This is a genomic window from Alteromonas sp. CI.11.F.A3 (genome assembly GCF_032925565.1).
In the GTDB taxonomy this organism is placed as follows: Bacteria; Pseudomonadota; Gammaproteobacteria; order Enterobacterales; family Alteromonadaceae; genus Alteromonas.
Genome location: NZ_CP136708.1, coordinates 3,761,960 through 3,787,660, shown reverse-complemented (window position 1 = coordinate 3,787,660; position 25,701 = coordinate 3,761,960). Strand labels below are relative to the sequence as shown.

Here is a 25,701-nt window from a genome sequence, read left to right as displayed (position 1 = left end):
GCAGCTAACTAAGCTAAACACCTAAGAAGCTAAAAACAAAAGCCCCTCAACGGTAATTCGTTGAGGGGCTTTTTAGATTCTGCTTAGCGTATCGTTGCAAGTTGCCTCACTACATACACTACTGGCTAACTAACCTTTGGGGTAACCCTGAGGATTTTGTGATTGCCAGTTCCATGTATCCGCACACATAGCTTCTAAACCTTTCTCAGCATGCCAATTCAATTCGGTAGCTGCTTTAGTTGGGTCTGCATAACATGCAGCTACATCGCCACCACGGCGCGGTGCGATAGCATAAGGAATCGTTTTACCCGATGCCTTTTCAAATGCTTTAATCATATCTAGCACTGAGTAACCCTGGCCGGTTCCCAAGTTGTATTTATCAAGACCCATATTTAAAGCAATTCTATCAATCGCTTTTAAGTGTCCATTAGCCAAGTCTTCTACGTGAATGTAATCACGTACGCCTGTGCCATCATGGGTGTCGTAATCGTCACCAAATACACTCAGCTTTGCTAATTTCCCAGTAGCGACTTGTGAAATATATGGCATGAGATTGTTTGGAATACCGTTAGGATCTTCACCAATGCTGCCAGATGCGTGGGCGCCTACTGGGTTAAAATAACGAAGTAGCACAATGTTCCATTCGCTGTCTGACACAAACAAATCAGCCAACACATGCTCTACCATTAATTTAGACATACCGTAAGGGTTAGTTGGGTGTCCAGTCGCCATATCTTCCCGTAAAGGAAGGGCTGCCGGGTCGCCATACACTGTGGCAGAAGAGCTAAACACGATGTTCTTAACGTTGTGCTTTTGCATCGATTTACACAGGGTAAGCGTGCCATAAACGTTATTTTCGTAGTAAGACAGGGGCTGCTGAACCGATTCTCCTACGGCTTTTAGGCCCGCGAAGTGGATTACGGCGTAAATACTGTGCTCACTGAAAATACCATCAAGCACGGCAGTGTCTCGAATATCACCTTGAACGAAAGTGACCGATTTTCCCGAGATAGCCTCAACACGTCTCAGTGACTCTGCACTTGAATTCGCCAAGTTGTCGAGGACAACAACGCTGTAATCCTGTTCGAGTAGTTGAAGTACAGTATGACTTCCAATGTATCCTGCGCCACCGGTAACCAAGATGGTTTTCATGCATGCTCCTTGTCTGAATTAGGTGCCAAATATTTAGCACATATAGAATGTTGTATCGGTTTAACTAATAGCGGGTAAAGAAGAAATACAAGTCCCGCCCACAACAGTGATGTCCAGTTCGATGCGGTTTGTAATATAAGCACAAAAGCGGGTATGAAAACCAGTAGCTTGAGCACGTTCATGAGTGTTTTTTCTGGAACGGTCATCCGTGATGCTGCTCTGTCTAAACGCTTAACGCGTTCGGTAAGAGGGAGACCTTTCAGTTGAGGAATATTTCGGGTGGAAAAATAAAATTTCATAGCGTACTCAAATAAAAACCGCCGACACATATTGTGTACCGGCGGTTATTGTAGGTGATTGCAAGAAAGGTTAAAACCGAAATTGCTCTAATGAGTCCCTTTCAGCAAAATTTGTTCACCTGTTTCGATTCTCACTAAACAAACTATGCTTGCGGTTCAACGCCTGCTTTTTCCCAAAAACGCGATTTTAGGCTGAGTAAAGCAATCACAATACCGATAGCAATACTAAACAACGCGATTTGTAGGTAAAGATTAGGCATTTCAGATACATTTTCAGGGTCAAAATTACCTGACAATAATCCGGCAATGATGTTACCGATAGAGTAGGTTAAAACGAAAACCCCCATCATTTGACCTGCAAAACGTTTGGGTGACAATTTACTTACCGCACTTAACGCAACCGGGCTCAAACATAGTTCACCAACTGTATGTAAAAAGTAGGTAGTGACCAACCACATGGGGGCTACTTTTAAACCTTGTGCAGCGTACTGAGAGGCCATAAACATCACCAAGAAGCCTGTCGCCATGATCACAAGGCCAATCGCACATTTTAGCGTATACGAAGGGTCAATCATGCGCTTGGCAAGATTAATCCAAAGGGCGGCAAAGAAAGGCGAAAGAATAATAATAAATAAGGAATTTGAAAGCTGGAACCATACGGTTGGGATAGTGGAAAGTCCAAACCATGATGTGAAGATTGAACCAGCGGACAAAGCTCTATCAGTATAGTTCTGAGCAAATAAGTTCAATGAAGAGCCAGCTTGCTCAAAGCCTGACCAAAAACACGCAGAGGCAATACAGACTAAAAATAATGCCCACATACGTCTTTTTTCATTATCACTAAGCGCACCTTTAAAGTAGATAAAGCCAAAGTATAAGAAAAATACCGCGGTGAAAAATACAGCTACTTGCTGAGCAAGTAACAGAGGGTCAATAACAATTGTTCCCATGTGGGCAAGAACAATAACTACGACAGCCAAAGCTACGGTAGCAATAACGGCTGTCCACGCGTTTTTCTTGGCACTGCCGGTGTAAGGATTAGTTGGAGCAGTTGAATCTGAAGATAGCGACGAGTTGGTAAAGTAGTATTGAATAAGACCGATAGCCATACCAATAGCGGCAGCACCAAAGGCGTAGTCCCAGCCCCAGTTTTCTTGTAGGTAACCTGTTACTAAATAAGCAATAAGAGAACCAATGTTAATACCCATATAATAAAGGGCATAACCACTGTCTCTTCGAGCATCTTCATCGCCATATTGTTGTCCAACCATGGCTGAAATATTGGGTTTTAACAGACCAGTACCGGTTGCTACAAGAATTAAACCTACAAAAAATAAGTTCTGTAGGTCGATAGCAAGTACTACATGCCCCAAGAAGATAATAATACCGCCGTACCACACGGCCTTTTTGCCACCAATGAGGCGGTCAGATAACCAACCACCAGGTAAACCTAAAAAGTAAACTGCACCGGTATAAAGGCCATAGATTGCCCCAGCGGTTGCTACCGTAAAACCAAGCCCTTGTGTTTGTAGGCTGGCTGTCATAAATAAAACAAGAAGGGCACGCATACCGTAATAACTCATGCGCTCCCACATTTCTGTGAAAAACAGCGTTCGAAGGCCCCCTGGATGGCCGAAAAAGCTGGTGTCGTTAGATTTTTTTATAGTCACGTTATCATTCCATATTAATTATGGTTGTTATAATAGAGCGCTTAATGCACACGCTCTTTTGATATAGGTCCAATATAGGATAAGCCGTTATACTAAAGCTCGAGTGAAGACACAAGATTTGGACGTTAAACTCCACTTTTAAGACTGTCAAAAGCAAGTTTTGTTTGAAATTTGAGCGTTGTCGCTTAGGTTGTACTTTAGGAATTTTGTAGAGAGGCAGTTCAAATAATGAAAGAGCAAATAGTGTACTTTCCATTTTCTACTTGAAAATTTGTATCGCACTTATGTTACTAATCTTACTATGAACAGTACTAAGTGCGATACAAATAGGTTTCTTGATATTGACCCTTACAGCTCTCTAATCGTGGCTAGTACAATTCGAACGATGCCATAAAGCAATAAAAGTATTACGCCAAATAAGACTAGGTTGTAAACAACCGTAGGGTACTTATTGTCATCAGGTAGGGTAGGCGATTCAATGGTCACCAAGTGTTGTAACTTTTGATAAGTTTCTACACGAGCATTTTCAAGGGTAATAAGAGAAGAAGAAAATGCTTGTATGGCTAATTGCAACTGAACCTGTAGGTTACTGTATTGCGCCATGAGTTCACCAACAGAAATATCTGAATCAGAGTTGTCGGGATCAGAGGTACTAATCTGTTCTTTACGCTTATTAATTTCACGTTGCAACGCACCGATTTCTCGCTTGATATTAATCACCTCTGGCGCTGCATCAGACATCATGGTTGAAATGGTACTCAGCTCTGCTTTCTTTTGTGCCAAGGTGGCTTCTAATGAAAAAGCAATTTGCTGAAAAGCCGCGCCTTCTGCGGTAGGGTCGAGTACATTGTATTTAGACTGAAAGCCTAGGATTTCGGTTTTAGCTAGCTGAAGTTTCTGCTCGACAATTTCGTGCTCGCCTTTCGCAAACGTCAACTTTGATTTGGCCAGATTGTTGTTGATATTGTTTATAAATTCTTCCGCTTTTACCACAATTGCTTGGTTTATAACTTGGGCGAATTCGGGGGTGAATGCGCGGGTACGAAGTGAAATAACGGACGACGACGAATCTACACTCACTTCAACGTGATCTAAGTAAAACTGATAAAAGCTTTCTTGCTTATGAGAACTTGATAAGCCGCTAAAAAAGTCGGCCTCATCAGACATATAATGTTCTCTTAAGCTAATGGTCTCATCCAAATACTTAATCATGTCTGCAGATTTGATATAAGCTTCTACTAATTGACTTTCGTTGCTAAATCCACTGGAACCCATGCCTGCCGACATAAGTAATGAAGAAGGGTCGAAGCTGCTGCCGCCATCACTAGATTTTACGATTAACTGACTTTGACTCTCATATTGAGGGGCTGCCCATATAATGAGATAGAAGGCATATAAAAACCAAGGCAGCACAAGAAAAAGTGTTTTATGCTGTTTCATCAGGTCATTCAGTTTTGTAAGCATTTTTTCCACGTTTGATAAACCTATTTTAACGATTTTTTATTGGCTGCATCTTGCGTATACACGTCAATGCCTTCTTCGAGATCAGCGTAATAAGATAATTTGCCGTCATCTATAATGACGGCGGATGTACAGAACTCTCGAATTTGATCCAGTTCATGACTTACCATGATAACCCCCGCCGTTTCACTTTTTTCTTTAAGTGACGCTCTGGCTTTTTTTCTAAACAATGGGTCGCCTACAGATGTGGCTTCATCGATAAGATAGATGTCGAAATCAATATTCATACAACAAGCAAACACAAACTTAGCCCGCATGCCTGAAGAGTAAGTGCGCACGGGTAAGTCAAAGCGCTTATCTAACTCAGCAAATGCTTGAACTTTTTCTTCGTATTCAGGCAACGACTTCACATTATTTATTCGTCCGATGAAGCGCGTATTTTCACGTCCTGTCATTTGTGGATGCACGCCAGTTTGAAGCGCTACCGGCCATGACATCGCTTTATTAGTAAGCACGCGCCCTTTATCTGGGTATTCGCTTTTCGCTAACATACGAAACAAGGTTGATTTACCCGCACCGTTTTTACCCAAGATGGCCACATTATTTTCAGTCGGGAAATCAAAGTTGAGATTCTTAAAAATATATTGGGGCCCCATTTTGCTTGGGTAGCTTTTTGTCACGTTTTCTAGTTTGATCATCGTGACAGCACCTTTTTCCACGTAATGTGATAAAGAGAAAGGCTTAAGAATAAAAATACAATGGTGATTTCAACCACGAAGCTAAAAGATACCCCTTTATGTCCGTAAGACTCAAAACAAGCATATCGGGCAAGCTCATTAAAATGCACAAGAGGATTCCAAGTGAAATATGGCCAGAGATATTCAGGCATATCTTGGAGGCTGAAAAATACACACGAGATAAACATCAAGGGACGTGTAAGCATTGACTTAATTTTGTCTACTTCAGGAACAAAAGCTAGCGCAATACCAAACACCAAGCCAATTGAAACAGAAAACAACCAAAGTAGGATATAAAGAGTGATCAACATCAGTGGGTCATGAATCTCAAAGCCATCACCCAAAAGATAGAGTGCCAAAGCCAGTAGTGCGATAACTACGGTTTTTATTGATAATTCAACAAAGCCCGCAGTTACAACAGCTGCAAGCGGTTGAACCTGCCTAAAAGCATATAATGGTTTATTCCGTCGGATGGATGTTGATACCGATTGAAGGTTAGTAGTCAGTGTTTGGAGGCCGACCAACCCAATCATCATGAAAATGAAAAGTGGTATAGAGTGAACATCGTCGCCGCTTATCAGGCCTCTTATAAACGAAAGTGCGGCAATGAAAATAAAAGGCTCTATAAAAGCCCAGCTAAGCCCAAATTTATCATTGAACTTACTTTGAAACTCACGCAGGAAAAGTGCGAAAATCACACTTCTCCAAGCGTAAACTTGTTCTTTGAACGTTACCATAACTAGTCTGTGGCTACGTTCGCAGCAATGGCGATTTGATACACGATTTGAGTAATATCTTTCACTGCTTGAAGCACTTTAGTATCAATGGCTGGCAGCACAATAATCTGGTCACCAGGTAATAGATGAGCACCACTGCCATTAGCAGTTAAAATACCGTTATCGATATTGGCAAAAGCAACGTTGCCATTTTTGCGTACTATCAAAATACGCTCATCTTCAGCGCGTTCGGTGAAGCCACCTGCCCATGCAATATAGTCTTCGGTATCTGCATCAGGGTTAAATACAACTGACTGCGGAAGTAAAACTTCACCACCAATATGTATAAGATCCGTAATTTCTGGGATCACAATAGTGTCATTTGGCTCTAAAAGGATGTTCGCAGTGTCGCCATTTTCAGACACAACCACTCGACCTTGTGGCTCAACTTGACGGGCTCTCGCAATAAAGTCAGCCACAAGTTGAGCTTCCTGTGCACGAATTGCGCCTTCACCCGTAGAGCTGATGGGGGCAGTGTACATACTGCGTTCCAAGCGCTCCAAACCTTGCTCAATAATCTCTTTTTGTTTTATCGCAACACTTTCTCGCAGAAGATAGATATTTTGCGTATCAGATAAGGTTGTATCCGCTTCAATATGATCCAGCACATCAAGTAAACGTGTGCCTTTGTCTACCATCAATTGTGATGCACCTGAGAATGCGCCAGCTACGTTAATTCGATAGATTTGTGCTTCGTTGTCGGCCACGTATTCAACAGTGTCACCAGCCTTAAGGGGCAGGGCTTCAAAATCGGCTAGACTCAAGTAACGTGCAAATTGCTTATTGTCCCTTACGCCAGCGACTGATGCATGAGAAGCAAACTCGCCTGGTCGAGCAAAGTAGTTAACTATCTCACCGTTAAGCTCTTCATCTGAAAACTCGAAAGTAAAACTATTTCGGGCACCGGTTTCAACCACGATAGTATTGCCGATAGGACGCACTAAAATAGTGTCACCATCTTTAAACGATACCTTTGGAAGCTTACCGTTTCTGAAAAATGCATATAAGTCTGCGGTAGCTATAATTTCATTATTGCGAATAACATCAATTTTTCGGAAGCTGCCACGTTGAAAATCGATACCGCCCGCCCGTTTCAAATAATACAACACACTGTCAGATGCTAGGCCCGCATATTGGCCAGGTCGTAAGATTGGTCCAGAAACGTATACCGCCACAGGCGTTGATGTAAGTAGGTTGACGTATACATTTACATCATTGGTATAAACCTGACGAATTTTACTACTTACTGTTTGGTTTACTGTACCCGCTGGTGTGTTAGCAACCCGAATTGGGCCAATATTGGGTATAAAGATGTTGCCTTGGTTATCAACAGTGGAAACATCTGAATAGTTGATTGCACCCCAAAGCCATATAGAAATTTTATCCCCAGGGGCAACCAAATAGTTATCGTTTAAACCTGTGGTTCTCTCTGATTCGAAACCACCAAGAAATAAGTTCGCAGCAAACGGTGGGTTGGCCATGGCTTGTTGTTGCGGGAAAACACTTTCAATAGTCGGCTCACCCGGAAGAGAAAGTCCGTCTCTAGGCTGAGTGCTAAATTGCCCCATTGTATTTTGCGTGCTACCTGCGCCTGGCAAAGTACGTTGGCTCTGAACGCTGAGAGGAGACACGCCTGTTGCAGCACTAGAGGTTGATGACGAGCCTGTCTGTTGAGCCCGTTGTCTTAGCTGTTCTATTTGCTCTGCACTCTGAGCATTCACCGTTTGAGATAATAAACCGATTGAAAGTACAGCTGCGGCGGTAAAAGAAACTAAATTTAACAACTTCAACTTATTCTCCTCGTGATTGAGCCGAGGCTACTAATGGGCTCAAAATAGACCAAGCTCCGCCGCGTTTACAAACGATAAGCTTGTCTTTGGTAGATTCGTTTTCAGGCTGGGTAGCAGAAAGCGTAGCTTGAAATCGAATGCAGTCGTTACCGGTGGCCGAGGTGTACAATTTAGTCGCTTGGTAATCAATGCCTTCAAGCATAATCTGAATATTCTGCACCTGACTAAACGATGAATTTAAATTTGGAATGCTTATTGCTACATCTTCTTCGGCAGACAAAGAGTATGCTAGCGATGCGTGTACTAGTGGAATATCGGCGGTTGTCGATTTAGGCACATTACTGCACGCCGCAAGCAAGCTGGTAAGCGCAACGAGTAAGAAAGCCCTTTTTTGCGTATTTAACATTGACTGTCATATCCATATAGCAATTTGGCGCTAGGATACCATAAGAATAAAAAAAAACATGCTTTCGTCACGCGTTCGGCATGAATTGCAATTCGATGGATGCTTATTTGTTCTAAAGACAGTGCACTAAGGGGGTGGTGTATGAAATTTGTTCAAAGTATTGGTGCTTATTAGCCAGTATTCATTCTGTTACAAAAGTTTTTGCTACTAAGGGTGGTTACAACAAAGAATGTTTATTATGATAAGGGAGTTTTTCCTATCCTGTTCAAATAAAAGAATGAAGCCCTCGGTAGGCCGTTAAAGGACGTTGTTTTAATATGGATACCAATTTGGTTCACATGTCACACTTTGGAAGAACACCTATCAGTGAAGCACTGATTTCTGGTGGTATGGCCGTGGTGGCACGAGGTTTTGTTTAATATGTTAGCGTACCTGCAGTTTGTTCCTCTTTTTACTGCGTTTTTTGTAGCCCTTATTTTGTTAGTGGTGATGACACCGCTAGCACATCAATTCGGCTTGGTTGATCAGCCTAGCGCGAGAAAACGCCATGCGGGTATTATTCCGTTGACCGGCGGTGTGGCTATTTTTATGGCGGTATTGGTCGCAAGTGTTGCTACTGATGTCTGGATGAAAAATAATCCTTTATTCTTTACTGCCTCGGCCTTTGTTGTGCTTCTCGGTATGCTTGATGACCGTTTCGATTTAAGCGCTAAAGGGCGTTTGATGTGCCAATTCGGTGTGGCTTCAATTATGGCGTGGAGTGCGCAAAACTATGTCACGTCTTTAGGTAATATTTTTGGCAATGGTGATATTGCGCTAAATATTAGTGGGTATTTTTTTACTGTTGTTTGCGTGGTGGGTGTTATCAATGCCTTTAATATGATTGATGGCATCGATGGCCTTGCTGGGGGCATGAGCTTAGTTATTCTGCTTACTTTAGCGGGGTTTCTAACTTTTACTGGCAACGGTGCTGCCATTATGGAGCCTTTAATTATAGTGGCTGCCATCGTACCGTTTTTGGCCTTTAACTTAAGTTGGAAGGGCTTTAAAGGAAATAAAATATTTATGGGTGATGCGGGCAGTATGTTCGTGGGCCTAACGATTGTATGGTTGCTTGTCGACCATACTCAAGGTGCTGGTGCTGCATTCAGACCAATCACCGCGGTGTGGTTAGTTGGATTGCCGTTAATGGATATGGCTGCAATAATGTATCGCCGTGCACGTAAGGGCCAATCCATGCTTCGCCCAGACCGCCAACATTTACACAATATTTTTATGCGAGCAGGCTTATCGAGCCGTCAATCTCTCATTGCGATTTTGTGTATGGGTGCCTGTTATTGCGTAATTGGGATTGTGGGTGAGATATACTTAGTACCAGAATACATCATGTTTTGGGGTTTTATTTGTCTACTTGTCTTGTATAGTATCGTCATTCAAAATATTTGGAGCGTGCTTCGCTTTATCAAAAAGCTTTAGCGTAATATTCCTAATGCGTTGATAAATTGAATGCTAGAACTAAATTTCGAACGCCGGTGTAATAAGATTAGAAAGCGCTTTTCTTTTACTTTTCCAATGTTTCAACGCTTTAAAATTGGTAATTCTGTTTGGACTCAAACCTTTCAATTCTTCACAACAACTATAAGAACAAATGTGTTGAAACCTTGGTGGCCATGGCTGTCTATGGGGGCGACAAGGTTGAGTGGGTAGAACAAGCGATTGACAGTATTCTCAATCAGACCTATCGAGATTTTGTTTATATCATTGTCATTGACGGAGAAATTTCCGTTAAGATGATGAATAAACTTAAAGATAAAGCCTTTTCCGATCATAGGGTTGTACTAGCCCAAAACGCGACTAAACCTGGTTTAGCCAGCTGCATGAACAAAGCGGCCGAATGGGGACTATCGTTGAGTCCTGCGTACTTCGTAAGAATGGATGCGGATGATATCTCCATTCCAAACAGACTCGCACGCCAAATAAGCTACTTACGTAAGCATGCCTATATATCAGTATTGGGATCGGCGCTAACTGAAATCAACGAGCACGGTATCAAAGTGGGCGCGAGAGTCATGCCTTCGTCTCACAAGCAAATTGTGAGTATATTGCCGCGGCGGTGCTCACTGAATCATCCTACCGTGGTAATACGTTACACGGTGTTTGAACAGGGCTATAGATACGATAGCAACCTGATGAACACTCAAGACTATTTTCTTTGGGTGACCTTGGCTTCTAACGGCTTTGTGTTTAGAAACCTTAAAGATCGTTTATTGAATTTCAGGCGAGTAAATAACTTTTATAAGCGTAGAGGCTTTAGTAAGTCACTCAACGAATTTAGAGCAAGGTTTAATGCCATGCTTAAACTAAAAAAGCTAACGCCTTATAATGCCGCATATGCATGTGGTGTACTAACGCTTCGGTTAATGCCTGGGAAAGTCGTTAAATTAGCGTATAAACTCGATCGTCATTTATTGGATAGGTTTGGCAAACATTGAACTGTGGAATTGTCGTTGTACTTTATCACCCTGATATTCAACATGTGCAATCACTTATCGATGGGTTCATGCACTGTGAATGGCCTATCGTATTAGTTGACAATTCTTCTGAAAAAAACGTCTTATCGCTGTCTTCTCACTGCAAGTATTTCCATTACCCTGATAACGTAGGCATTGCTGAGGCTCAAAATATAGGCCTCAATTACCTATTTAAAAATGGTATGTCCCATGCGGTAGTGCTAGACCAAGATAGCCTTTTTACGGCGAATATGGCGTTAGACTTATTAGCCCAATACCATACGCTTGAGCAGTCTTATAAGATAGCGGCCCTTGGCCCTTCAATACACTGTCGATTTACCGATAAACTTGCCGTAGGCCGGGTTCAAAAGGGACGTCAAATCGATAGCCAGGTTAGAGAAGTAAAACAAATTATTGCGTCAGGTATGATGCTATCTTCTTCTGCATTTTCTACGGTCGGAAATAAAGAAACAGGCCTATTCATAGACGGTGTCGATCATGAATGGTGCTGGCGAGCCAATAAGCTCGGTTTTTCTATATTCCAGTCTTTATCAGTATGCATGCCGCACCGTCAAGGTGATGATCGTGTAAAGGTGCTAGGCCTAACCTTCAAGCAAGGTGCACCAATTCGACTTTACTACCAAATGAGGAACGTATTACTCTTAGCTAGAAGGGGGTATGTGCCACTTTATTGGAAGTGCCGTCATCTTCCCGCAATACCGCTACGATATATTGTTAATCGGTTCTACTTTCCCGATGGTAAGAAACGTGGGCATTATTTACTGAAAGGGCTAATTGACGGCATCGGTGGGAAGCAAGGAAAGATTCAAGAGCGTAGTGCAAAGTAGGCTTTAAGTTGTTTATGCAATGGTTTTAGTTGGAGTTTTAAAAGCATTGCTTAATGAACGTAAAGTTTCACCAAAGATGTGCAGGTGATTGTTGTTGGTGCATGGTGATGAGTTAAAAAGGGGCGCTGATTAAGCAAATCCTTTTATTTCAAAAACATTATTTTTCAATGGTATTACGCTAATCAGCACCAGTTGTATGTATTGTGAATTGAAATATGTGCTTCACGATGAAGCTTTTTATTTTTTATAATAGAAATCATTATGAAGTGAACTTTACGTTTTATTAATGCGTAACCGTTTCGAGCCAAAATGAAGTTGTTAGTATGGAATGTGGATTGCATACTTCATTTTAGGTTGAGGATTATCAGTACAAGGACATTAAATTATGAGTCAAGTAAAGAAAGCCGTTATTCCAGTTGCGGGTCTAGGCACCCGAATGCTTCCTGCTACAAAAGCAATTCCTAAGGAAATGCTTCCTGTGGTAGACAAGCCACTAATTCAGTATGTTGTGAAAGAATGTGTTGCAGCAGGGATCAAAGAAATCATATTGGTAACCCATGCTAGTAAGAACAGTATTGAAAACCACTTCGATACGTCTTTTGAGCTTGAAGCCACATTGGAAAAGCGTGTTAAGCGTCAGATACTTGAAGAAGTACAGTCAATTTGTCCAAAAGATGTCACCATCATGCATATACGCCAAGGTGTGGCGAATGGTCTAGGTCACGCTGTATTGTGTGCCCGTCCAATCATTGGTGATGCGCCTTTTGCGGTAGTATTGCCAGATGTAATCATTGACGATGCAGCAAGCGATCCGAAAAAAGATAACCTTGCAGATATGGTTGCTAAGTTTAATACCACTCGTGTTAGCCAAGTTATGGTAGAGCAAGTTCCTCAAGAAGATGTGACCAAATTTGGTATTGCAGACCTTGATGGCGCAGCGATCGAGCCTGGTGAGTCTGCTAAAATACACAAAATGGTAGAAAAGCCTGCCCTTGATGAAGCGCCGTCTGACTTAGCGGTTGTAGGTCGCTACGTGCTATCTGAGAAGATTTGGGACTTACTTGAGTTCACGCCTCCTGGTGCCGGCGATGAAATTCAACTTACAGATGCTATCGATGCATTAATGAAGGTGGAACAAGTTGACGCTTACTACATGAAAGGTAAGAGCCATGACTGTGGTAGTAAACTGGGTTACATGAAAGCTAACGTAGAGTATGCGCTTAGACACCCAGCGTTAGGCCAAGAATTTAAAGAGTATATTGCTAGCCTAAGCATCTAAAATTATAGCATCTAACATTACAGCTATTTAAAAGCGCGCTTACGGCGCGCTTTTTTGTGCGAGTCTTCCAAACTGAGTAACACCAAGTGAATTACTCAGTCTTTTACTACAACATAACCTTGTAGCTTAGATAGCATCTTTTCACCAATGCCTTTTACTTCGGTTATTTGTGCAACTTCTAAAAACGGCCCAACATCTTGTCGGTAAGCGATAATCGCTTTTGCCTTAGAAATACCTACGCCAGGTAATGTTTGAAGCTCTTCAATACTAGCGACATTAAGGTCGATTTTTTTAGCTATACCAACACTCACCATTGATGATGAAGCATCATTATCTAATGGGGTAGCCGATATGGCTGGTGTGTAAATAAATAGCGCAGATAAAACCATAAGGCTTGTTAATTGTCTTTTCATTGTCATTCCTTGTTTGAGGTGTACACCATTTGTACAGCGTTGATGTTACCTACAGAGGCAAATATGAAAAGACCAGTTTTGGGACAGTTTTATCGAAGTGCCAACACTAGGTTGAGGCGTGCCATATTTTTTCTTTTCTTTTCTTTTCTTTTCTTTTGTTTTCTTTTTTTTGGGGGGGAAGAGGGAGAGGAAGCAGGGGAAAAATGTATGCAGTAAGAGACAGATACAAAAAAGCGGGCTTTAAGCCCGCTTTATCAATAACGTCTATTTAACCTTAAAGGCGGTCAATCAACGCTTGAGTAAATTCATTTGTACCGGCTTCACCACCAAGGTCGCGAGTAGTGCGGTCACCAGTTTCAATAACGTCTTTTAATGCGCTACGAATTTTTTCTGCTTTATCACCCATGTTCAAGTATTCAAGCATTTGAGCTGCAGCAAGAATAACAGATGTTGGGTTAGCCAAGTTCTTACCAGCAATATCAGGAGCAGAGCCGTGAACAGCTTCGAAAATAGCACAGTCTTCGCCGATGTTAGCGCCAGGAGCCATACCAAGGCCGCCAACAAGGCCAGCACATAAGTCAGAAAGGATATCACCGAATAAGTTAGTGGTAACAATCACGTCGAACTGGTGTGGGTTCATTACTAACTGCATGCACGTGTTGTCTACAATCATTTCTGTAGATTCGATATCTGGGTAGCGTTCGCCCACTTCTCGAGCCACTTTCAAAAACAAACCTGAAGTTGACTTCAAGATGTTAGCTTTGTGCACTGCGGTAACCTTCTTACGGCCTTCGCGACGCGCTAATTCGTAAGCGAAAGTAACGATTTTTTCAGCGCCGTCACGAGTAATTTTACTCATTGCTTCAGCTTCGTTACCGTCTTCAGAAACCACTTGTCCAAGGCCTGAATACATACCTTGAGTGTTTTCACGCACGGTAATGATATCGATATCTTCGTAACGCGCTTTAGTGCCTTTGAACGAGATCACAGGACGTAAGTTTGCGTAAAGTTTAAATTGCTTACGCAAGCTAACGTTAATTGATGTGAAACCTTCGCCAACTGGTGTAGTTAGTGGGCCTTTAAGTGCAACTTTGTTTTTAGCAATAAGGTCAAGTGTTGCTTGTGGCAGAAGTTCACCATGCTCTTCAAGGGCAACTAAGCCTGCATCTGCGTAGTCATAGGCAAAATCACAGCCAACTTTATCTAAAATTTTAGTGGTTGCATCAATAATGTCTGGGCCAATGCCGTCACCGCGAATGACTGTAATGTGTTGCTGAGTCATGTGGAAGGATCCTCTGATAATTCTATTGTCAAAATCGTTAGGTTTACTACATTTTAGCTTAGCGAGCGAAACGCGCCAAAGAAGACCGCCTCATCTTTTTATTATTATGAAAATTAGGGGTAGTTTTTTGAAGCGGCGCTAAGCGGCGTATTTTATACGATAGCGGGGCTAAGTTATAGCCATTCGTAAAGATTAATTTTACTAGTGCAAATTAAGTGGGCAAAACAGATATTCGCCAAGTCTTTCCATCACGTTGCGGATATCTTCTCTTTTCAAGTTAATGCTTCTTACTAAGGTGTCGAAGGTATTATCTGTGGCTGCATCTCGTGCATCTAACGGGAACAAATACTCTCTGGCAAGGCCAAAAGCGAGTTGTAAAATAGCGTGTTCCTTTTTCAAAGACGCGGCTACCTCTGCGTGTCGTCTGCCTGACTGATGAATTACCGCTCGCCATGTTGCACTTTGGTGCCAATTTCCAGCAAGTTCACCTGAAATAGCGTGCCATGAAGAAACGCCTTTAACCTTGAAGGCTTTATCTATCTGAAAGTAGTCTTTTTGACTAACCGGTAGTTTCGTCGCGACTTTTAATCCTGGCAGCGTGAATAAGGGCGCACATAAAAATGTGGTTACTAGCGCGGCAGATTGAGGAGTAAATTTGGTTTTTGTTATTGATGCTAACTGCGCCGCAGTACCACACGCCAAAGAGGTAAATTGTTTGCTGATGGCAAGCAACGGATATTGGTGTTGGGTTAAGCGTTCTATCAAAGCATGTTGTACCAGCATATCGCCCACTCTTTCCAAACCATAGGTTAGTATCGCTTGTTTAAGGCTTGTTACGGTGAGCTTAAGGCGATTGTCTAAGCTTGCAGTGGAAAGCAAGAATTGCTGGAAGCTGGGTACCTTCTCTACCTTCTGACATAAACTAGGTACATCCACATCAGTTTTTTGTAATTCGTCAATAATCGCTATTAGGGCAGAGGGAGGGCGCTGAATAGGGAAAGTGGCGGGTAAAAAAGGCTGCTCTCCTTTCACGCTTCGGGCATTCTCACATGCTTGATATTGACCAGTGAATGCTTCAAAACTCAGGTACAGGTCTTTGGGGGCCAAAAGTGCAGTGCGTTCAACCCATAGTATTTTCTCGTCTTCGTCTCTACTAGGTGAATGCACAAGCGCATGCTGTTTTTGTATATCAATTACAATGGCGGGGTGCGCTTTTACGTACACGCTAGCCCCAGGCGAAGGTATTGAAATGAGTGATGCAATAGGATGCAGGAAAGTTCGCTGCATTGTAGGTACACGCTGAGCGATAAACGCCAGAAGGCTCGACCTTGAGTGGGTTTCAGAACAATAGGAGAACACACTGGTTATCAAACTTATGCGCTGCAAAGATGTTAATTTTGCTTCGCCGACATGCTTTATTGATTGTGAGCTGAAAAGCACTTTTTGCAACGCAATAATTTGTCGCCACATGGTGAGATGATGGTCGTTGATGAACGCAAACAGTGCTTTTTTCTGACTGATTGCCTCATCTTTCGATTTCTTAGCTAAATTAGAAGAAGCCAGATTAGAAGCGACTAAATAGTACGTAGCCAAGTGAGCCGCAATAATATGCTGTAAAAAGTGGTCGTTATAGTTATTGAGCTTGCCAAACAGTGCTAGGTTCAACATATGCCGGGTGAGAGTATCAATATCACTCGTACATTTTTGAAGGGCTAAAGGAATGGCGGGGTGGGCTTGAGCAAATGAAAGTGTAAGCTTAGCTCTCTGAAGACAAGTGTTAACAGTGTTTTGAGGCGATGAAGTCAGTGCAGGTAGCGAAAGCAGAGCGTCCGAAAGCTCAGAAGCATCATTGAGCTCCATTTGGCTAGCTTTGCTGGTAACTTGAATACGCCCCGTCGCCCCACGCAATTAGTTTCTCGTTTTCAAACAATAATGGCGTGCATTCGTCTTGCGTGGTTAAACCATCAGCACGAACGTGCTGGGTACGGTAAAACATCACTTGAATAGCATTTTCATTTTGTCGTTTGGCTTCGGTAATATCAGGCGAACCAAGCAAGGCCAGCACTTCCTCTCGGGTGCTACCCAGCTTTAATTTGGTAATTTGCACGCGGTTATATTCTTCGCGGTCTTTCCAGTCCATATTTTCAGGTTTATCGGGATAAACTGAAATCACTAGAAATACAAAAGCTGCATACAATGCTATGCCAGCAAAAATGAGTCGAATTACCTTGGAGTTCATAACCCTAACTTTTCGTTTTTCTGCGCTAATATAAACAATTTACAACATGTATATAGGTTACAAACTGTAATTTCGCAGTTCCTTTGTTTGAATAACTACTTAAGTCTACAGTGTACCGTAAAAAGTTCGTCGACGGTAAGTGTTAAACGTAAGGAAATGCGTCTAGTTATTTCTCAATTGTGTAGCAAGGTGTGTATGCAGAGCCAGGAAGCTTCATTCTTTGTTGAGAAACAAAAGATTCTAATAGTGTATCAACCCGCTCCATTAACTTGGCATCCCCTGTTAGCTTAAATGGTCCATGCTGTTTAATGTGCTGAATACCTTCCGCTTTGACGTTGCCCGCCACAATACCTGAAAATGCCTGCCTTAACGCTATCGCTAGCGAGGCATTATCCTGATCATGATGTAAAGCTAAACCTGACATGCTTTGATGAGTAGGAATAAAGGGGCGCTGAAAATCTTCTTCTATTTTCAGTGACCAATTGAAGCTGTAGGCGTCGCCCATTGCTTCTCGGTACTTCTTAACTCGCCCAAGCCCTGTGCGCATAACCCGAGCTACTTCTTCAGGATCGTCAACAATGATCTGGTATTTACTCTGTGCTTCTTTCCCTATCGTCGCACCGATGAATACATCAATGGCTTCAAAGTAAGCCTCAGAACCCGCTGGACCGGTAAGGATCACAGGGAAGGGCTGCTGGGCATTTCGTTCATTCATTAAAATGCCAAGCAAATAAAGCAACTCTTCGGCAGTACCCACACCGCCAGGAAAAATCACAATGCCATGGGCTAGGCGAACAAAGGCCTCAAGGCGTTTTTCAATATCTGGCATGATGACGAGTTCATTAACAATCGCGTTGGGTGGCTCTGCTGCGATAATGCTAGGTTCAGAGATACCAATGTAACGGCCTGCCTTATAGCGTTGTTTTGCATGCCCAATGGTAGCCCCTTTCATTGGGCCCTTCATTGCACCTGGTCCACAGCCTGTGCAAATATTCATTTCTCTAAGACCTAACTGGTATCCCACTTCTTTCGTATATTTATACTCAGTTAGATTAATAGAGTGCCCGCCCCAGCACACCACAGTATTAAGGCTATCGTTTCCTTCAAGTGCCTGAGCATGACGTAACATGTCAAACACCATGTCGGTAATGCTCACACTGTCGACAGGCGCACTTTTGTGGGTAAAAGCATACTTATTACCCATGAAAAGCAGGTCGCGAAGCACTGCAAAAATATGCTCATGCACACCATTAACCAAGGTGCCATCAACAAAAGCTACTTCGGGTGGATTGACTAATTCAATTTTGACGCCACGCTCTCTTCGAACCAACTTGATATCGAAATTTTCGTAAGGTGCAAATAGCACTTCATAATCATCTTCATCGACACCACTATTGAGTACTGCTAAACAACAGTTTCGAAACATGCCGTAAAGTGCGCTATTTGTTGTATCTTGCAATTGAGCCACTTCAATTTGCGACAACTGACTCATCCAACCAACAGGATTTAACTGCACTTTCTTCATACTTATTCGTCTCTGTCAGTGATAACGCGATTTCGACCGCTATTTTTAGCTTGATATAGCAAGTTATCAGCCCGTTCAAAAACGGCGTCTGGTGTGTCACCTTTTTTGAAAAATGAAGCGCCAAATGATGCCGTTATGGTGACTTTTTCTTGCTTAAATTTAAACGGTAAAGAGGCGAGTTTAGTTCTCATAGTTTCAAGCAAACTGGTGACTTTTTGCTTACTCATGCCTGGCAGAAGCAAAACAAATTCTTCACCGCCCCAGCGCGCCATAAAGGTGTTCTCTGTTAACTGCTGCTTAAGATTCTTGCCTACCACTTGTAGTGTTTTATCACCGGCAGCATGACCGAAACGGTCGTTGATTGACTTAAAGTGGTCTATGTCGATAACGGCCACCGCCAAGTCATCGCCGTTATCTTGCCAAGACTGAACCGCCTTCGATAACTTTTCATTATAAGCTTGGCGGTTAGGCAAGCGGGTAAGCGGGTCGGTTTGACTGAGCATCATTTGTTCAGCCAGCTTCTTTTTATAGGTAAGCGTTTGCTTTTGTAGCTGCTCAATTCTGCTTTGCATTGAGCCAAGTAACCCCATTAATGACTCTTGGCCTTGAGAGTCTAACTGCGCTTGTTCATTCAATGTGCTGGCAATATTTTGAACACAGAATTGCGTATGCTCTTTAAGTGACTCCAAAGAGTCGCTGTGTGATACCGCTTCTTCAATACTTTCAATATGTGATTGCAACTGCGCATTACCAACTTGTCGCTGCTCAAACTGAGTGCGGCTGTTTTCCATACTAAGCTGAACGTCTCCGCCCATTTTGCCTAAGGAGTTATGCAAGCTTTGAATAACCTTGCCGGTTAAGCTGGCTTCAGCCATCGCGTCTTGCACTATCATTCGAAGAATAACAACACAGCTTTTCAGCAATTGGTCTTCCGACATGCCTTCCGTTAGTTTTTTCTGTATATCAACTAATTGACTATCATCAGGTTGGCGTTGAGCGTAGCTGGCAATAAGTTGGTTTAGTTCCTCTAAAATAGACTTATAAAGAGGGTTTACCGTATTGTCTTTATTGCTCTTTTTATTATTTTCTAGTACAGGTGCTTCACCTTTACTATTTCCAACCGCAGGCTCACTTGCTGCGCTACTCGCCAATGCCGCATGATGCAACTCAATAGCTTGCTGGAACAGCTTGTAAATACTAAAAATATCCCCAACCGGCTGGTTCAGGGTTATCAATTGCTGTGTGGCTCGTTTTTGAAGTACTTGATCTTCAAACACGACTTTTTGAAGACGCTTAGTTGCACTTTCTAACAAGGCGACGGTTTCAATACTGTATTTTTTTAAAGTCAGTTCTTGATGTTGAAGCGCGCTATTAAGCTTATTGATGCTCACCGTGGCAAGAGTAAAGTTTGGCGTACCAGACAAATGCCCTCTCAATATTTGTAGTTCACTATCAATTTTGTCGGAAAAACCTTCATAAAAGGCAGACAAGCGAACGATAAATTGTGAAAGTAGCGTATTGTGTTGCTTGTAGGTTTGAAGCTGTTTGGCGTCCATAATCGTTGTTTACTCAACCTTAGGTGAAGTCATCCTGCACATTTAGTGATTTTTATTAAATCTGTGCGCTAAATTACTGGCGAGCTTGCCTTTTATTTGCATAGGGTGTTTCAAAATTTGAACGGAAAGGATTAATGTCGAGCCCTCCTCGCCTTGTGTAACGCGCGCATACTGTCAACTTCTCAGGTTGGCAGTGTTGCATAATGTCACAATAAATACGCTCTACACACTGTTCATGAAATTCATTGTGTTGTCTGAAGCTAATCAAATATTTCAGTAGCCCTTCATGATCTAAGCCTTTCCCTTCATAACGAATTTGCACACTTGCCCAGTCAGGCTGACTGGTAATAAGGCAATTCGATTTCAGCAAATGAGAAACCAAGGTTTCGGCTTTTTTATCGCTCGTTACTTTTAAGAGCGATGTGTCAGGCTCGTAAGTTTCAACAGCGATATCTAGTTCATCAAGCAGTACACCTTCAAATTCTTTGAATGTTAGTGTATTGAATTGATTGGGAAGCGTTAAGCTAACCATTACGGGTTCACCCGCACATTTTGACAGGTCTGATGCCAATGTGGCGCGCACATCCTCAGAGCTTTCAAAAGCGGTTTGATTAAAGCTGTTTAAATACAACTTGAATGATTTCGACTCTATGAGATTTGCCGAGGTGATAGGTACATAACATTCAAGCAAGGCTACGTTAGGCTTTCCCTTTTTGTTGAGCCAAGATAGCTCATACCCAGTCCATGTATCAATACCGGTAAAGGGCAGGGCGTTAGCATCCAACGATAACGTATCTCGGCTTAAGCTACGGGGCACGCCCTGAAGTAGGTCGGGGTTGTAATGAAATTCATATTCAACCTGCTTTCCCAATGAGAGATCTTTGGGGGCAGAAATAGAAATTTTATCGTTTGCCTTCGAAGTCATATTTACCTATATATTTTAACTGTTTTAGATGTGCCGTCTTACTTGAACTTGGCACCTTATACCTATAGTGTACCTCAAAAATATTGGTGTAACCCCATAATGGCCTTAACAATTAGTAATGAATTAACCCAACTTATCGGTGCATTCACTTCTCGCTACGAGGGCAGTGGTAGCCCGCTGACCATACCTTATGATAGTCAATGGCCCTCACCTTGCTACTTAAAGCAGGGAAATGAAGGAGAATTGGTACCGTGGGAGCCTAAGCGCCAAAGTGATAGTCAGCATTCAGCGCTAAGTTTTAAGAATGTCGAAGAGGCATTGGACATTACGCTCAACGCAGATTTTTGTCAGTTCTTTACTCAATTCTTCAGTAATAATCTACCGGTAGTAGCTGAACATGGGTCTTGTGAGCTATTGCAAGTTTGGAATGAAGAAGACTTTGAACGGCTTCAACAAAACTTAATTGGGCACCTGTTAATGAAAAAGAGACTTAAGCAAGAACCTACCCTCTTTTTCGCCTTAACCGATGAGGATGATTTTGTTTTAAGTGTGTTAAATAGCACTGGAGAAGTGGTATTAGAGCAAGTTGGAAGGCCACCTAAAAAAGTTATTTCGCCAAGCCTACCTGCATTTATCGCCACACTACGACCTGAATAAGGTCCTGTGTCATGCCGGTTAGAATATACACGGCATCTAATCGTTGCCCATATTGGTGGCGCTGAAGTAGCTGGCGCTGAATGCGAGCAGCGTCATTGTCTATTAAGCGGTTCTGCTGTAATACGAGACTAGGCCCTTTTAAGGAGGGTCTATTAAGAGGGCTTAATAGATGCTTCTAGCCGCTGTTGTAGCACCGTCATTTGCTGTTCAAGCACTGCAACCCGCTTTGAAAGCGACGCAATTGTCTCTACGTCCTTCCCGTTAATAGATGCAGGATCAGATGCGCCATTGGCAGCATTGAAATGTTTAATAGCCTCAATAGCCTCTGTTACCGATGCTTTAAAAGGCGCTTTTGCTCTAAGTAGTGCAACAGAAGGCGAAGTCCCTTTTTGCACCATTTGCTGACATACAATCATTAATTTCTGCAGATTGTTATTTTGCAGTGACATTTCGTTGACCAATAAATTACAAGACGTTCAGCTTATCCATTCCAGATTGATTTCGCTAGGTTTTTTAACCAATAATTTGTGTCAAACTGACCATTAATTAAGGTAATAAACCACGCTTTATAAATACAACCACCACTAATTTAAAATAAACCTATTAAAATCAGCATTTTAAATAGTTGGTCTCATTCTTGATTACTCTATTGCATATAACAAAATTATAAACGATAAAAATCAGAGGAAACCACATGAAATCGATTATCTTACCGCTCGCATTAGCATCATCATTTTTACTTACGGGTTGCGTGGTATCTGTAGGTGGGGGAAGTGATAGCCATTACGGTACTGATGTAGAAGACCGAGAGTACAATAACCGCAAACATATCTCGAACCTTGAAAAAGGAATGAGCTATGAAAGCGTCTTAAGAAAAATGGGTGTGGCTGATTTCAACGAGCTTTATGAAAAGCAAGACGGTACCTATCGCGTATTGTTTTATCGTACTCAAAGAACCATGGGTGATGGCATAACAACGAAAGATGAATGTACCCCAATAGTATTTAAAGATAGTGGCCTAGTAGGTTGGGGTGATAGCGCTTACCACCTAATGAATTAAAGGTAACATTAATTTAACATCTTGGTGTTTTTACCGTAAAGTGACCATTAATTGGTCACTTTTTGCTTTCTGTGACTATAAATTCGTAGATTAATGAGGGCAGCACCCATGACAAATGACACCCTAACCGACAGCCAAGTGATGAATACGCAAGGGGGTGAGCAACCCACAGTCAATGACCCCATAGCCAATGACGCTATAGTCAATAAAGCAATGGAGCCACTAGTGTCTTCCCTTGAGTCTATCAAAGCAATTTACCTCGGCGTGGATGATTTGAAGGTTGCTGCTTCTATATTATTTAATGCGTACGTAGACGACCCACTTTTTAGCGACATATTTCAAGCTGAAAAAGAAGGTTATGAAAGCCGGTTGCGCTCTGCTATCAGAGAAGAGTTGAACGCTTTTTGGGTGGCGGAACAGCCTATTGTTGGGTTGTTCGATGGCGAGAGACTACTCGCGGTTGCTTGCCTTACCGCGCCAGATGCTGCATTTGGTTCTGGGCGTTACTGGCATTGGCGTTTGCGTATGTTACTTACCGCTGGCCTTTTTGGTACAAAGCAAATGCTAGAAAAAGAAGAAAAGGTACGCGCATTAGTTCCTGCTGTTAACTTTCATATGCTAAGTTTTATTGCCGTTCACCCTGATTATCAGCACCATGGACTCGGTCATACACTATTGGGTGCTATCGACAGTGTGGTGGAAGAAGATGCTAAAAGTGAAGGGGTAGCAGTGTTTGTTACAGTAGCTAAACATAAGCCCTTTTTTAACGACGATAACTATGACGTGGTGGGAGAGCTAAGCCTATCTCACGTGAAAGGAGATGTCATGTTTAGGCGAAAGCCTGCATAAAGTGTCATAAAAAATGCGCACACTGGGTTAAATTTTACGTCATTATTAATAAGGAAGTACGCTGATGCTAAGCGCGCAAGGAAGTTGCCTGTGTGGGGCTATTAACGTTGTTGCAGAGAATATTAATCCTAAATTCACAGTTTGCCATTGTGATTCTTGCAGACAGTGGGGCGGCTCGGCGCTGTTCGCATTACAATGCGGTACGCAGGTCAAATTTGAAGACACAACCTCCGCTGGCAATAATGTAAGCATTCATCAGTCGTCAGACTGGGCTTCTCGCGGTTTTTGTGGCAACTGTGGTTCCCACCTTTTTTATAGGCTTAATGAGACCGGCGAGTACAATATTCCTGTCGGTATATTTCAAGCACTAGATGGGCTGGAAATGGATATGCAGTACTTCAGCGATCAACGCCCACACTATTATTGCTTTTCGAATAAAACGAAAGAAATGACCAAGGCTGAAATCATGGCGTATTTTGCTCAAAAGTCTTAAGTTACTTGTATGCAATGCTCGCAACTTTTGTAAAAGCCAGAGCAAGCTATCCAGCGTCTCAACATTTAATTTTCGGGATCTCTTCCCAACGGGTAGTGGCTCTTTTCGTCAAAAAGTCTCTTTTCATGGCAAAATTTTGTTGAAAGCCCCTAGCGCCAAAATGCATCGTGTTTTTGCCATACCTAGCATTGGTACTATCAAGCACTGCCATTAATGCCGAGTTGTCTGTACTGGGCGTAAACAAATCGTCTTGGCGATGTGTCTCGTCGCAAATGTCCAACAGACCCACCCCCACTTTGTAATACCGCACGCCTGGAATAAACAGTTTATTGAGCGCTTCAGATGCTGCGTGAATAATATGTCGCGTATCATTGGTAGGCACAGCAAAGTTAGAAAGCGCCGATTGCTTTACATATTTGCCATCGTCATGAGGAGAATTGGCCGCAAAAAAGGTGGCGCTGTGAGCAAGGGAATGTTGAGCGCGGAGTTTTTTAGTGGCTATTTCAGCGTGGGTCGCTAACGCTGCTCTTAATTCATCTTGTGTGGTCACTCTATTTCCAAAACTACGGGTGCTATAAATTTCTTTTTTAGCGGGTCTTATTTCATCCCACGTCATTCTTAGTTCCCCTTGAAGTTCTCTAACGGTGTTCTCCAGTACGATAGAGAAATACTTACGCATTTTAGCGGGAGATTGTTGTGACAGTGTGTAGGCATTATTAATGCCCATGGCCATCAATCGTTTTTCCAAGCGCCCACCAATACCCCATACATCTGCTACTGCCATACGGGATAATAATGCCTGCTTTTCCTGTGGCGTATTAATAACCGCTGAACCTCGAAAACCGTCTAGCTTTTTTGCAGCGTGATTAGCGGCTTTAGCAAGAGTTGGAGTAGGACCAAACCCAACACCCACGGGAAGCTTTACCTCCCGCCAAATGGTTTTTCTTATCTCATACCCTAGGGCCAGCCATTCGCTATCGTTTAGGCGTGGCGAAAAGCGCATAAAAGCTTCATCAATACTGTACTCGTGCAATTCATCACAGAATTGCGCCATCACAGAAAACATTTTTGAAGACACGTCGGCGTACAACTCATAGTTAGACGAGCACACAACAACCCCAGCTTTTTTGGCTTCCTCTTTTACCTGAAAGTAGGGAACAAACTTTTTAAATCCTAATCTTTTGGCGATAGGGCAGGCCGCGACCACACAGCCATCGTTATTACTCAAAACCATTACAGGTTTGTTTCGCAGGCTAGGGTTGTAGATTTTCTCTACTGATGCATACATGGACGTGACATCTACCAGCGCAAACACTACTCACTTCCTAATCGGTGGGAAAGTTTTTTGTGAAGCCTAATAGAGCGCGTTACCACCCCTTCTATTGAAAACTCGTCGCCTTCTTTTAAAAAGTAAGGTTTGTACAATGGGGATGAAGAACGTAAGCAGCCGTGGCGTTTGTCTACACGCTTACACACGAACTCGCCGTTTAAGGTCGCCACAATAATGCACATGTCTAAAATGTCTTCAGCCCTTGAGACAATCAGCAGGTCGCCATCGTGAATGCCATCGTCCATCATCGACTTGCCTTGCGCGTAGCCAATGAAGGTAGCAGCCGGTTTGTCGATAAGGAGGGAGTCTAGACTCAAACCTAGCTCTGTATATTCTGCTGCTGGCGATTCGAAACCAACGATGCCCGCTTGCGCTGTGATAGGAATAAATTTAAGCATACACTTCTAAAAAGTACTGGTTATTTATACAGTATTTTAGTGCGTT

At 42.5% G+C, this 25,701-nt stretch carries 26 protein-coding genes; 8 read left to right on the top strand and 18 right to left on the bottom strand.

Annotation, left to right across the window (positions count from 1 at the left end; all coding sequences use genetic code 11):
• Window positions 1-129: 129 nt before the first annotated feature.
• The 8 genes from galE to R1T43_RS16280 form a co-directional block, all read right to left on the bottom strand.
• On the bottom strand, window positions 130-1,152 hold the full coding sequence (galE, locus tag R1T43_RS16315; RefSeq protein WP_317350371.1) for a UDP-glucose 4-epimerase GalE: 1,023 nt from the start codon (window positions 1,150-1,152) through the stop codon (window positions 130-132).
• Window positions 1,149-1,451, bottom strand: coding sequence for a DUF6170 family protein (locus tag R1T43_RS16310; RefSeq protein WP_057796321.1), 303 nt, complete (start codon window positions 1,449-1,451; stop codon window positions 1,149-1,151). Before R1T43_RS16310 ends, galE begins: the two co-directional genes overlap by 4 nt.
• A gap of 143 nt (window positions 1,452-1,594) precedes the next feature.
• Window positions 1,595-3,115 (bottom strand): peptide MFS transporter, encoded by a 1,521-nt coding sequence (locus tag R1T43_RS16305; protein ID WP_317355891.1) that lies wholly within the window; start codon window positions 3,113-3,115, stop codon window positions 1,595-1,597.
• 354 nt (window positions 3,116-3,469) lie between these two features.
• A complete protein-coding gene (locus tag R1T43_RS16300; RefSeq protein WP_317350370.1) occupies window positions 3,470-4,594 on the bottom strand; it encodes a capsule biosynthesis protein in 1,125 nt (374 codons plus the stop codon).
• An 11-nt stretch (window positions 4,595-4,605) separates the two neighbouring features.
• Entirely contained in the window at window positions 4,606-5,280 is a 675-nt protein-coding gene (locus R1T43_RS16295) for an ABC transporter ATP-binding protein (protein WP_211069742.1), read from the bottom strand.
• Window positions 5,277-6,056, bottom strand: a complete 780-nt coding sequence (locus tag R1T43_RS16290) for an ABC transporter permease (protein ID WP_063458209.1) — start codon at window positions 6,054-6,056, stop codon at window positions 5,277-5,279. The genes R1T43_RS16295 and R1T43_RS16290 overlap by 4 nt, the downstream gene beginning before the upstream one ends.
• Window positions 6,057-6,058: 2 nt before the next feature.
• On the bottom strand, window positions 6,059-7,879 hold the full coding sequence (locus R1T43_RS16285; protein WP_410549024.1) for a polysaccharide biosynthesis/export family protein: 1,821 nt from the start codon (window positions 7,877-7,879) through the stop codon (window positions 6,059-6,061).
• Between the two features lie 7 nt (window positions 7,880-7,886).
• Window positions 7,887-8,291 (bottom strand): hypothetical protein, encoded by a 405-nt coding sequence (locus R1T43_RS16280; RefSeq protein ID WP_317350369.1) that lies wholly within the window; start codon window positions 8,289-8,291, stop codon window positions 7,887-7,889.
• A gap of 420 nt (window positions 8,292-8,711) precedes the next feature.
• On the opposite strand from R1T43_RS16280, the gene wecA reads away from it, so the two are divergent.
• From wecA to galU, 4 genes are all read left to right on the top strand, one after another.
• Window positions 8,712-9,767, top strand: a complete 1,056-nt coding sequence (gene wecA, locus R1T43_RS16275) for a UDP-N-acetylglucosamine--undecaprenyl-phosphate N-acetylglucosaminephosphotransferase (protein ID WP_317350368.1) — start codon at window positions 8,712-8,714, stop codon at window positions 9,765-9,767.
• A 128-nt stretch (window positions 9,768-9,895) separates the two neighbouring features.
• Window positions 9,896-10,783: a glycosyltransferase gene (locus R1T43_RS16270; protein ID WP_317350367.1), complete on the top strand. Its 888-nt coding sequence runs from the start codon at window positions 9,896-9,898 to the stop codon at window positions 10,781-10,783.
• Window positions 10,780-11,649: a glycosyltransferase family 2 protein gene (locus R1T43_RS16265; RefSeq protein ID WP_317350366.1), complete on the top strand. Its 870-nt coding sequence runs from the start codon at window positions 10,780-10,782 to the stop codon at window positions 11,647-11,649. The genes R1T43_RS16270 and R1T43_RS16265 overlap by 4 nt, the downstream gene beginning before the upstream one ends.
• Window positions 11,650-12,034: 385 nt before the next feature.
• Window positions 12,035-12,928 carry a UTP--glucose-1-phosphate uridylyltransferase GalU gene (gene galU, locus R1T43_RS16260; protein ID WP_013785214.1) on the top strand — a complete coding sequence of 298 codons (894 nt, stop codon included), beginning with the start codon at window positions 12,035-12,037 and terminating at the stop codon, window positions 12,926-12,928.
• Window positions 12,929-13,023: 95 nt separating this feature from the next.
• On the opposite strand, the gene R1T43_RS16255 is transcribed toward galU, so the two are convergent.
• From R1T43_RS16255 to queF, 7 genes are all read right to left on the bottom strand, one after another.
• Entirely contained in the window at window positions 13,024-13,341 is a 318-nt protein-coding gene (locus tag R1T43_RS16255; protein ID WP_211069735.1) for a ComEA family DNA-binding protein, read from the bottom strand.
• Window positions 13,342-13,615: 274 nt separating this feature from the next.
• Window positions 13,616-14,623 (bottom strand): isocitrate dehydrogenase, encoded by a 1,008-nt coding sequence (locus R1T43_RS16250; RefSeq protein ID WP_013785212.1) that lies wholly within the window; start codon window positions 14,621-14,623, stop codon window positions 13,616-13,618.
• 201 nt (window positions 14,624-14,824) lie between these two features.
• Window positions 14,825-16,531: a histidine kinase gene (locus tag R1T43_RS16245; RefSeq protein WP_317350365.1), complete on the bottom strand. Its 1,707-nt coding sequence runs from the start codon at window positions 16,529-16,531 to the stop codon at window positions 14,825-14,827.
• Entirely contained in the window at window positions 16,488-16,862 is a 375-nt protein-coding gene (locus tag R1T43_RS16240) for a DUF3192 domain-containing protein (protein WP_013785210.1), read from the bottom strand. Before R1T43_RS16240 ends, R1T43_RS16245 begins: the two co-directional genes overlap by 44 nt.
• Window positions 16,863-17,028: 166 nt before the next feature.
• The gene (gene ppnN / locus R1T43_RS16235; protein ID WP_317350364.1) at window positions 17,029-18,387 is read right to left on the bottom strand and encodes a nucleotide 5'-monophosphate nucleosidase PpnN; all 1,359 of its coding nucleotides are present in this window, start codon (window positions 18,385-18,387) and stop codon (window positions 17,029-17,031) included.
• A gap of 2 nt (window positions 18,388-18,389) precedes the next feature.
• Entirely contained in the window at window positions 18,390-19,943 is a 1,554-nt protein-coding gene (locus R1T43_RS16230; protein WP_317350363.1) for a GGDEF domain-containing protein, read from the bottom strand.
• Window positions 19,944-20,016: 73 nt separating this feature from the next.
• The gene (queF, locus tag R1T43_RS16225; protein WP_317350362.1) at window positions 20,017-20,868 is read right to left on the bottom strand and encodes an NADPH-dependent 7-cyano-7-deazaguanine reductase QueF; all 852 of its coding nucleotides are present in this window, start codon (window positions 20,866-20,868) and stop codon (window positions 20,017-20,019) included.
• A 99-nt stretch (window positions 20,869-20,967) separates the two neighbouring features.
• Between queF and syd the strand changes: the two genes are divergently transcribed.
• Window positions 20,968-21,525 (top strand): SecY-interacting protein, encoded by a 558-nt coding sequence (gene syd / locus R1T43_RS16220; protein ID WP_317350361.1) that lies wholly within the window; start codon window positions 20,968-20,970, stop codon window positions 21,523-21,525.
• Window positions 21,526-21,677: 152 nt separating this feature from the next.
• Here the strand turns inward: syd and R1T43_RS16215 are convergent, their stop codons facing one another.
• The gene (locus R1T43_RS16215) at window positions 21,678-21,974 is read right to left on the bottom strand and encodes a hypothetical protein (protein WP_211069729.1); all 297 of its coding nucleotides are present in this window, start codon (window positions 21,972-21,974) and stop codon (window positions 21,678-21,680) included.
• Window positions 21,975-22,219: 245 nt separating this feature from the next.
• Between R1T43_RS16215 and R1T43_RS16210 the strand changes: the two genes are divergently transcribed.
• The 3 genes from R1T43_RS16210 (at window position 22,220) to R1T43_RS16200 (ending at window position 23,927) form a co-directional block, all read left to right on the top strand.
• Window positions 22,220-22,585, top strand: coding sequence for a DUF3192 domain-containing protein (locus R1T43_RS16210; protein ID WP_211069728.1), 366 nt, complete (start codon window positions 22,220-22,222; stop codon window positions 22,583-22,585).
• Window positions 22,586-22,798: 213 nt separating this feature from the next.
• On the top strand, window positions 22,799-23,434 hold the full coding sequence (locus R1T43_RS16205; RefSeq protein ID WP_211070026.1) for a GNAT family N-acetyltransferase: 636 nt from the start codon (window positions 22,799-22,801) through the stop codon (window positions 23,432-23,434).
• A 64-nt stretch (window positions 23,435-23,498) separates the two neighbouring features.
• The gene (locus R1T43_RS16200; protein WP_211069727.1) at window positions 23,499-23,927 is read left to right on the top strand and encodes a GFA family protein; all 429 of its coding nucleotides are present in this window, start codon (window positions 23,499-23,501) and stop codon (window positions 23,925-23,927) included.
• Window positions 23,928-23,985: 58 nt separating this feature from the next.
• On the opposite strand, the gene R1T43_RS16195 is transcribed toward R1T43_RS16200, so the two are convergent.
• Window positions 23,986-25,242 carry a Y-family DNA polymerase gene (locus R1T43_RS16195; RefSeq protein WP_317350360.1) on the bottom strand — a complete coding sequence of 419 codons (1,257 nt, stop codon included), beginning with the start codon at window positions 25,240-25,242 and terminating at the stop codon, window positions 23,986-23,988.
• Window positions 25,242-25,655 carry a LexA family protein gene (locus tag R1T43_RS16190; protein ID WP_317350359.1) on the bottom strand — a complete coding sequence of 138 codons (414 nt, stop codon included), beginning with the start codon at window positions 25,653-25,655 and terminating at the stop codon, window positions 25,242-25,244. The genes R1T43_RS16195 and R1T43_RS16190 overlap by 1 nt, the downstream gene beginning before the upstream one ends.
• Window positions 25,656-25,701 lie beyond the last annotated feature (46 nt).

Excerpts from the sequence above, each read along its gene's own strand:
- R1T43_RS16255 (WP_211069735.1), bottom strand. The coding sequence starts at position 13,341 with ATGAAAAGACAATTAACAAGCCTTATGGTTTTATCTGCGCTATTTATT.
- syd (WP_317350361.1), top strand. The coding sequence starts at position 20,968 with ATGGCCTTAACAATTAGTAATGAATTAACCCAACTTATCGGTGCATTC.
- galE (WP_317350371.1), bottom strand. The coding sequence starts at position 1,152 with ATGAAAACCATCTTGGTTACCGGTGGCGCAGGATACATTGGAAGTCAT.
- R1T43_RS16310 (WP_057796321.1), bottom strand. The coding sequence starts at position 1,451 with ATGAAATTTTATTTTTCCACCCGAAATATTCCTCAACTGAAAGGTCTC.
- wecA (WP_317350368.1), top strand. The coding sequence starts at position 8,712 with ATGTTAGCGTACCTGCAGTTTGTTCCTCTTTTTACTGCGTTTTTTGTA.
- R1T43_RS16200 (WP_211069727.1), top strand. The coding sequence starts at position 23,499 with ATGCTAAGCGCGCAAGGAAGTTGCCTGTGTGGGGCTATTAACGTTGTT.
- R1T43_RS16230 (WP_317350363.1), bottom strand. The coding sequence starts at position 19,943 with ATGGACGCCAAACAGCTTCAAACCTACAAGCAACACAATACGCTACTT.
- R1T43_RS16210 (WP_211069728.1), top strand. The coding sequence starts at position 22,220 with ATGAAATCGATTATCTTACCGCTCGCATTAGCATCATCATTTTTACTT.
- queF (WP_317350362.1), bottom strand. The coding sequence starts at position 20,868 with ATGACTTCGAAGGCAAACGATAAAATTTCTATTTCTGCCCCCAAAGAT.
- R1T43_RS16280 (WP_317350369.1), bottom strand. The coding sequence starts at position 8,291 with ATGTTAAATACGCAAAAAAGGGCTTTCTTACTCGTTGCGCTTACCAGC.
- R1T43_RS16240 (WP_013785210.1), bottom strand. The coding sequence starts at position 16,862 with ATGAACTCCAAGGTAATTCGACTCATTTTTGCTGGCATAGCATTGTAT.
- ppnN (WP_317350364.1), bottom strand. The coding sequence starts at position 18,387 with ATGAAGAAAGTGCAGTTAAATCCTGTTGGTTGGATGAGTCAGTTGTCG.
- R1T43_RS16215 (WP_211069729.1), bottom strand. The coding sequence starts at position 21,974 with ATGTCACTGCAAAATAACAATCTGCAGAAATTAATGATTGTATGTCAG.
- R1T43_RS16290 (WP_063458209.1), bottom strand. The coding sequence starts at position 6,056 with ATGGTAACGTTCAAAGAACAAGTTTACGCTTGGAGAAGTGTGATTTTC.
- R1T43_RS16190 (WP_317350359.1), bottom strand. The coding sequence starts at position 25,655 with ATGCTTAAATTTATTCCTATCACAGCGCAAGCGGGCATCGTTGGTTTC.
- galU (WP_013785214.1), top strand. The coding sequence starts at position 12,035 with ATGAGTCAAGTAAAGAAAGCCGTTATTCCAGTTGCGGGTCTAGGCACC.
- R1T43_RS16205 (WP_211070026.1), top strand. The coding sequence starts at position 22,799 with ATGGAGCCACTAGTGTCTTCCCTTGAGTCTATCAAAGCAATTTACCTC.
- R1T43_RS16295 (WP_211069742.1), bottom strand. The coding sequence starts at position 5,280 with ATGATCAAACTAGAAAACGTGACAAAAAGCTACCCAAGCAAAATGGGG.
- R1T43_RS16250 (WP_013785212.1), bottom strand. The coding sequence starts at position 14,623 with ATGACTCAGCAACACATTACAGTCATTCGCGGTGACGGCATTGGCCCA.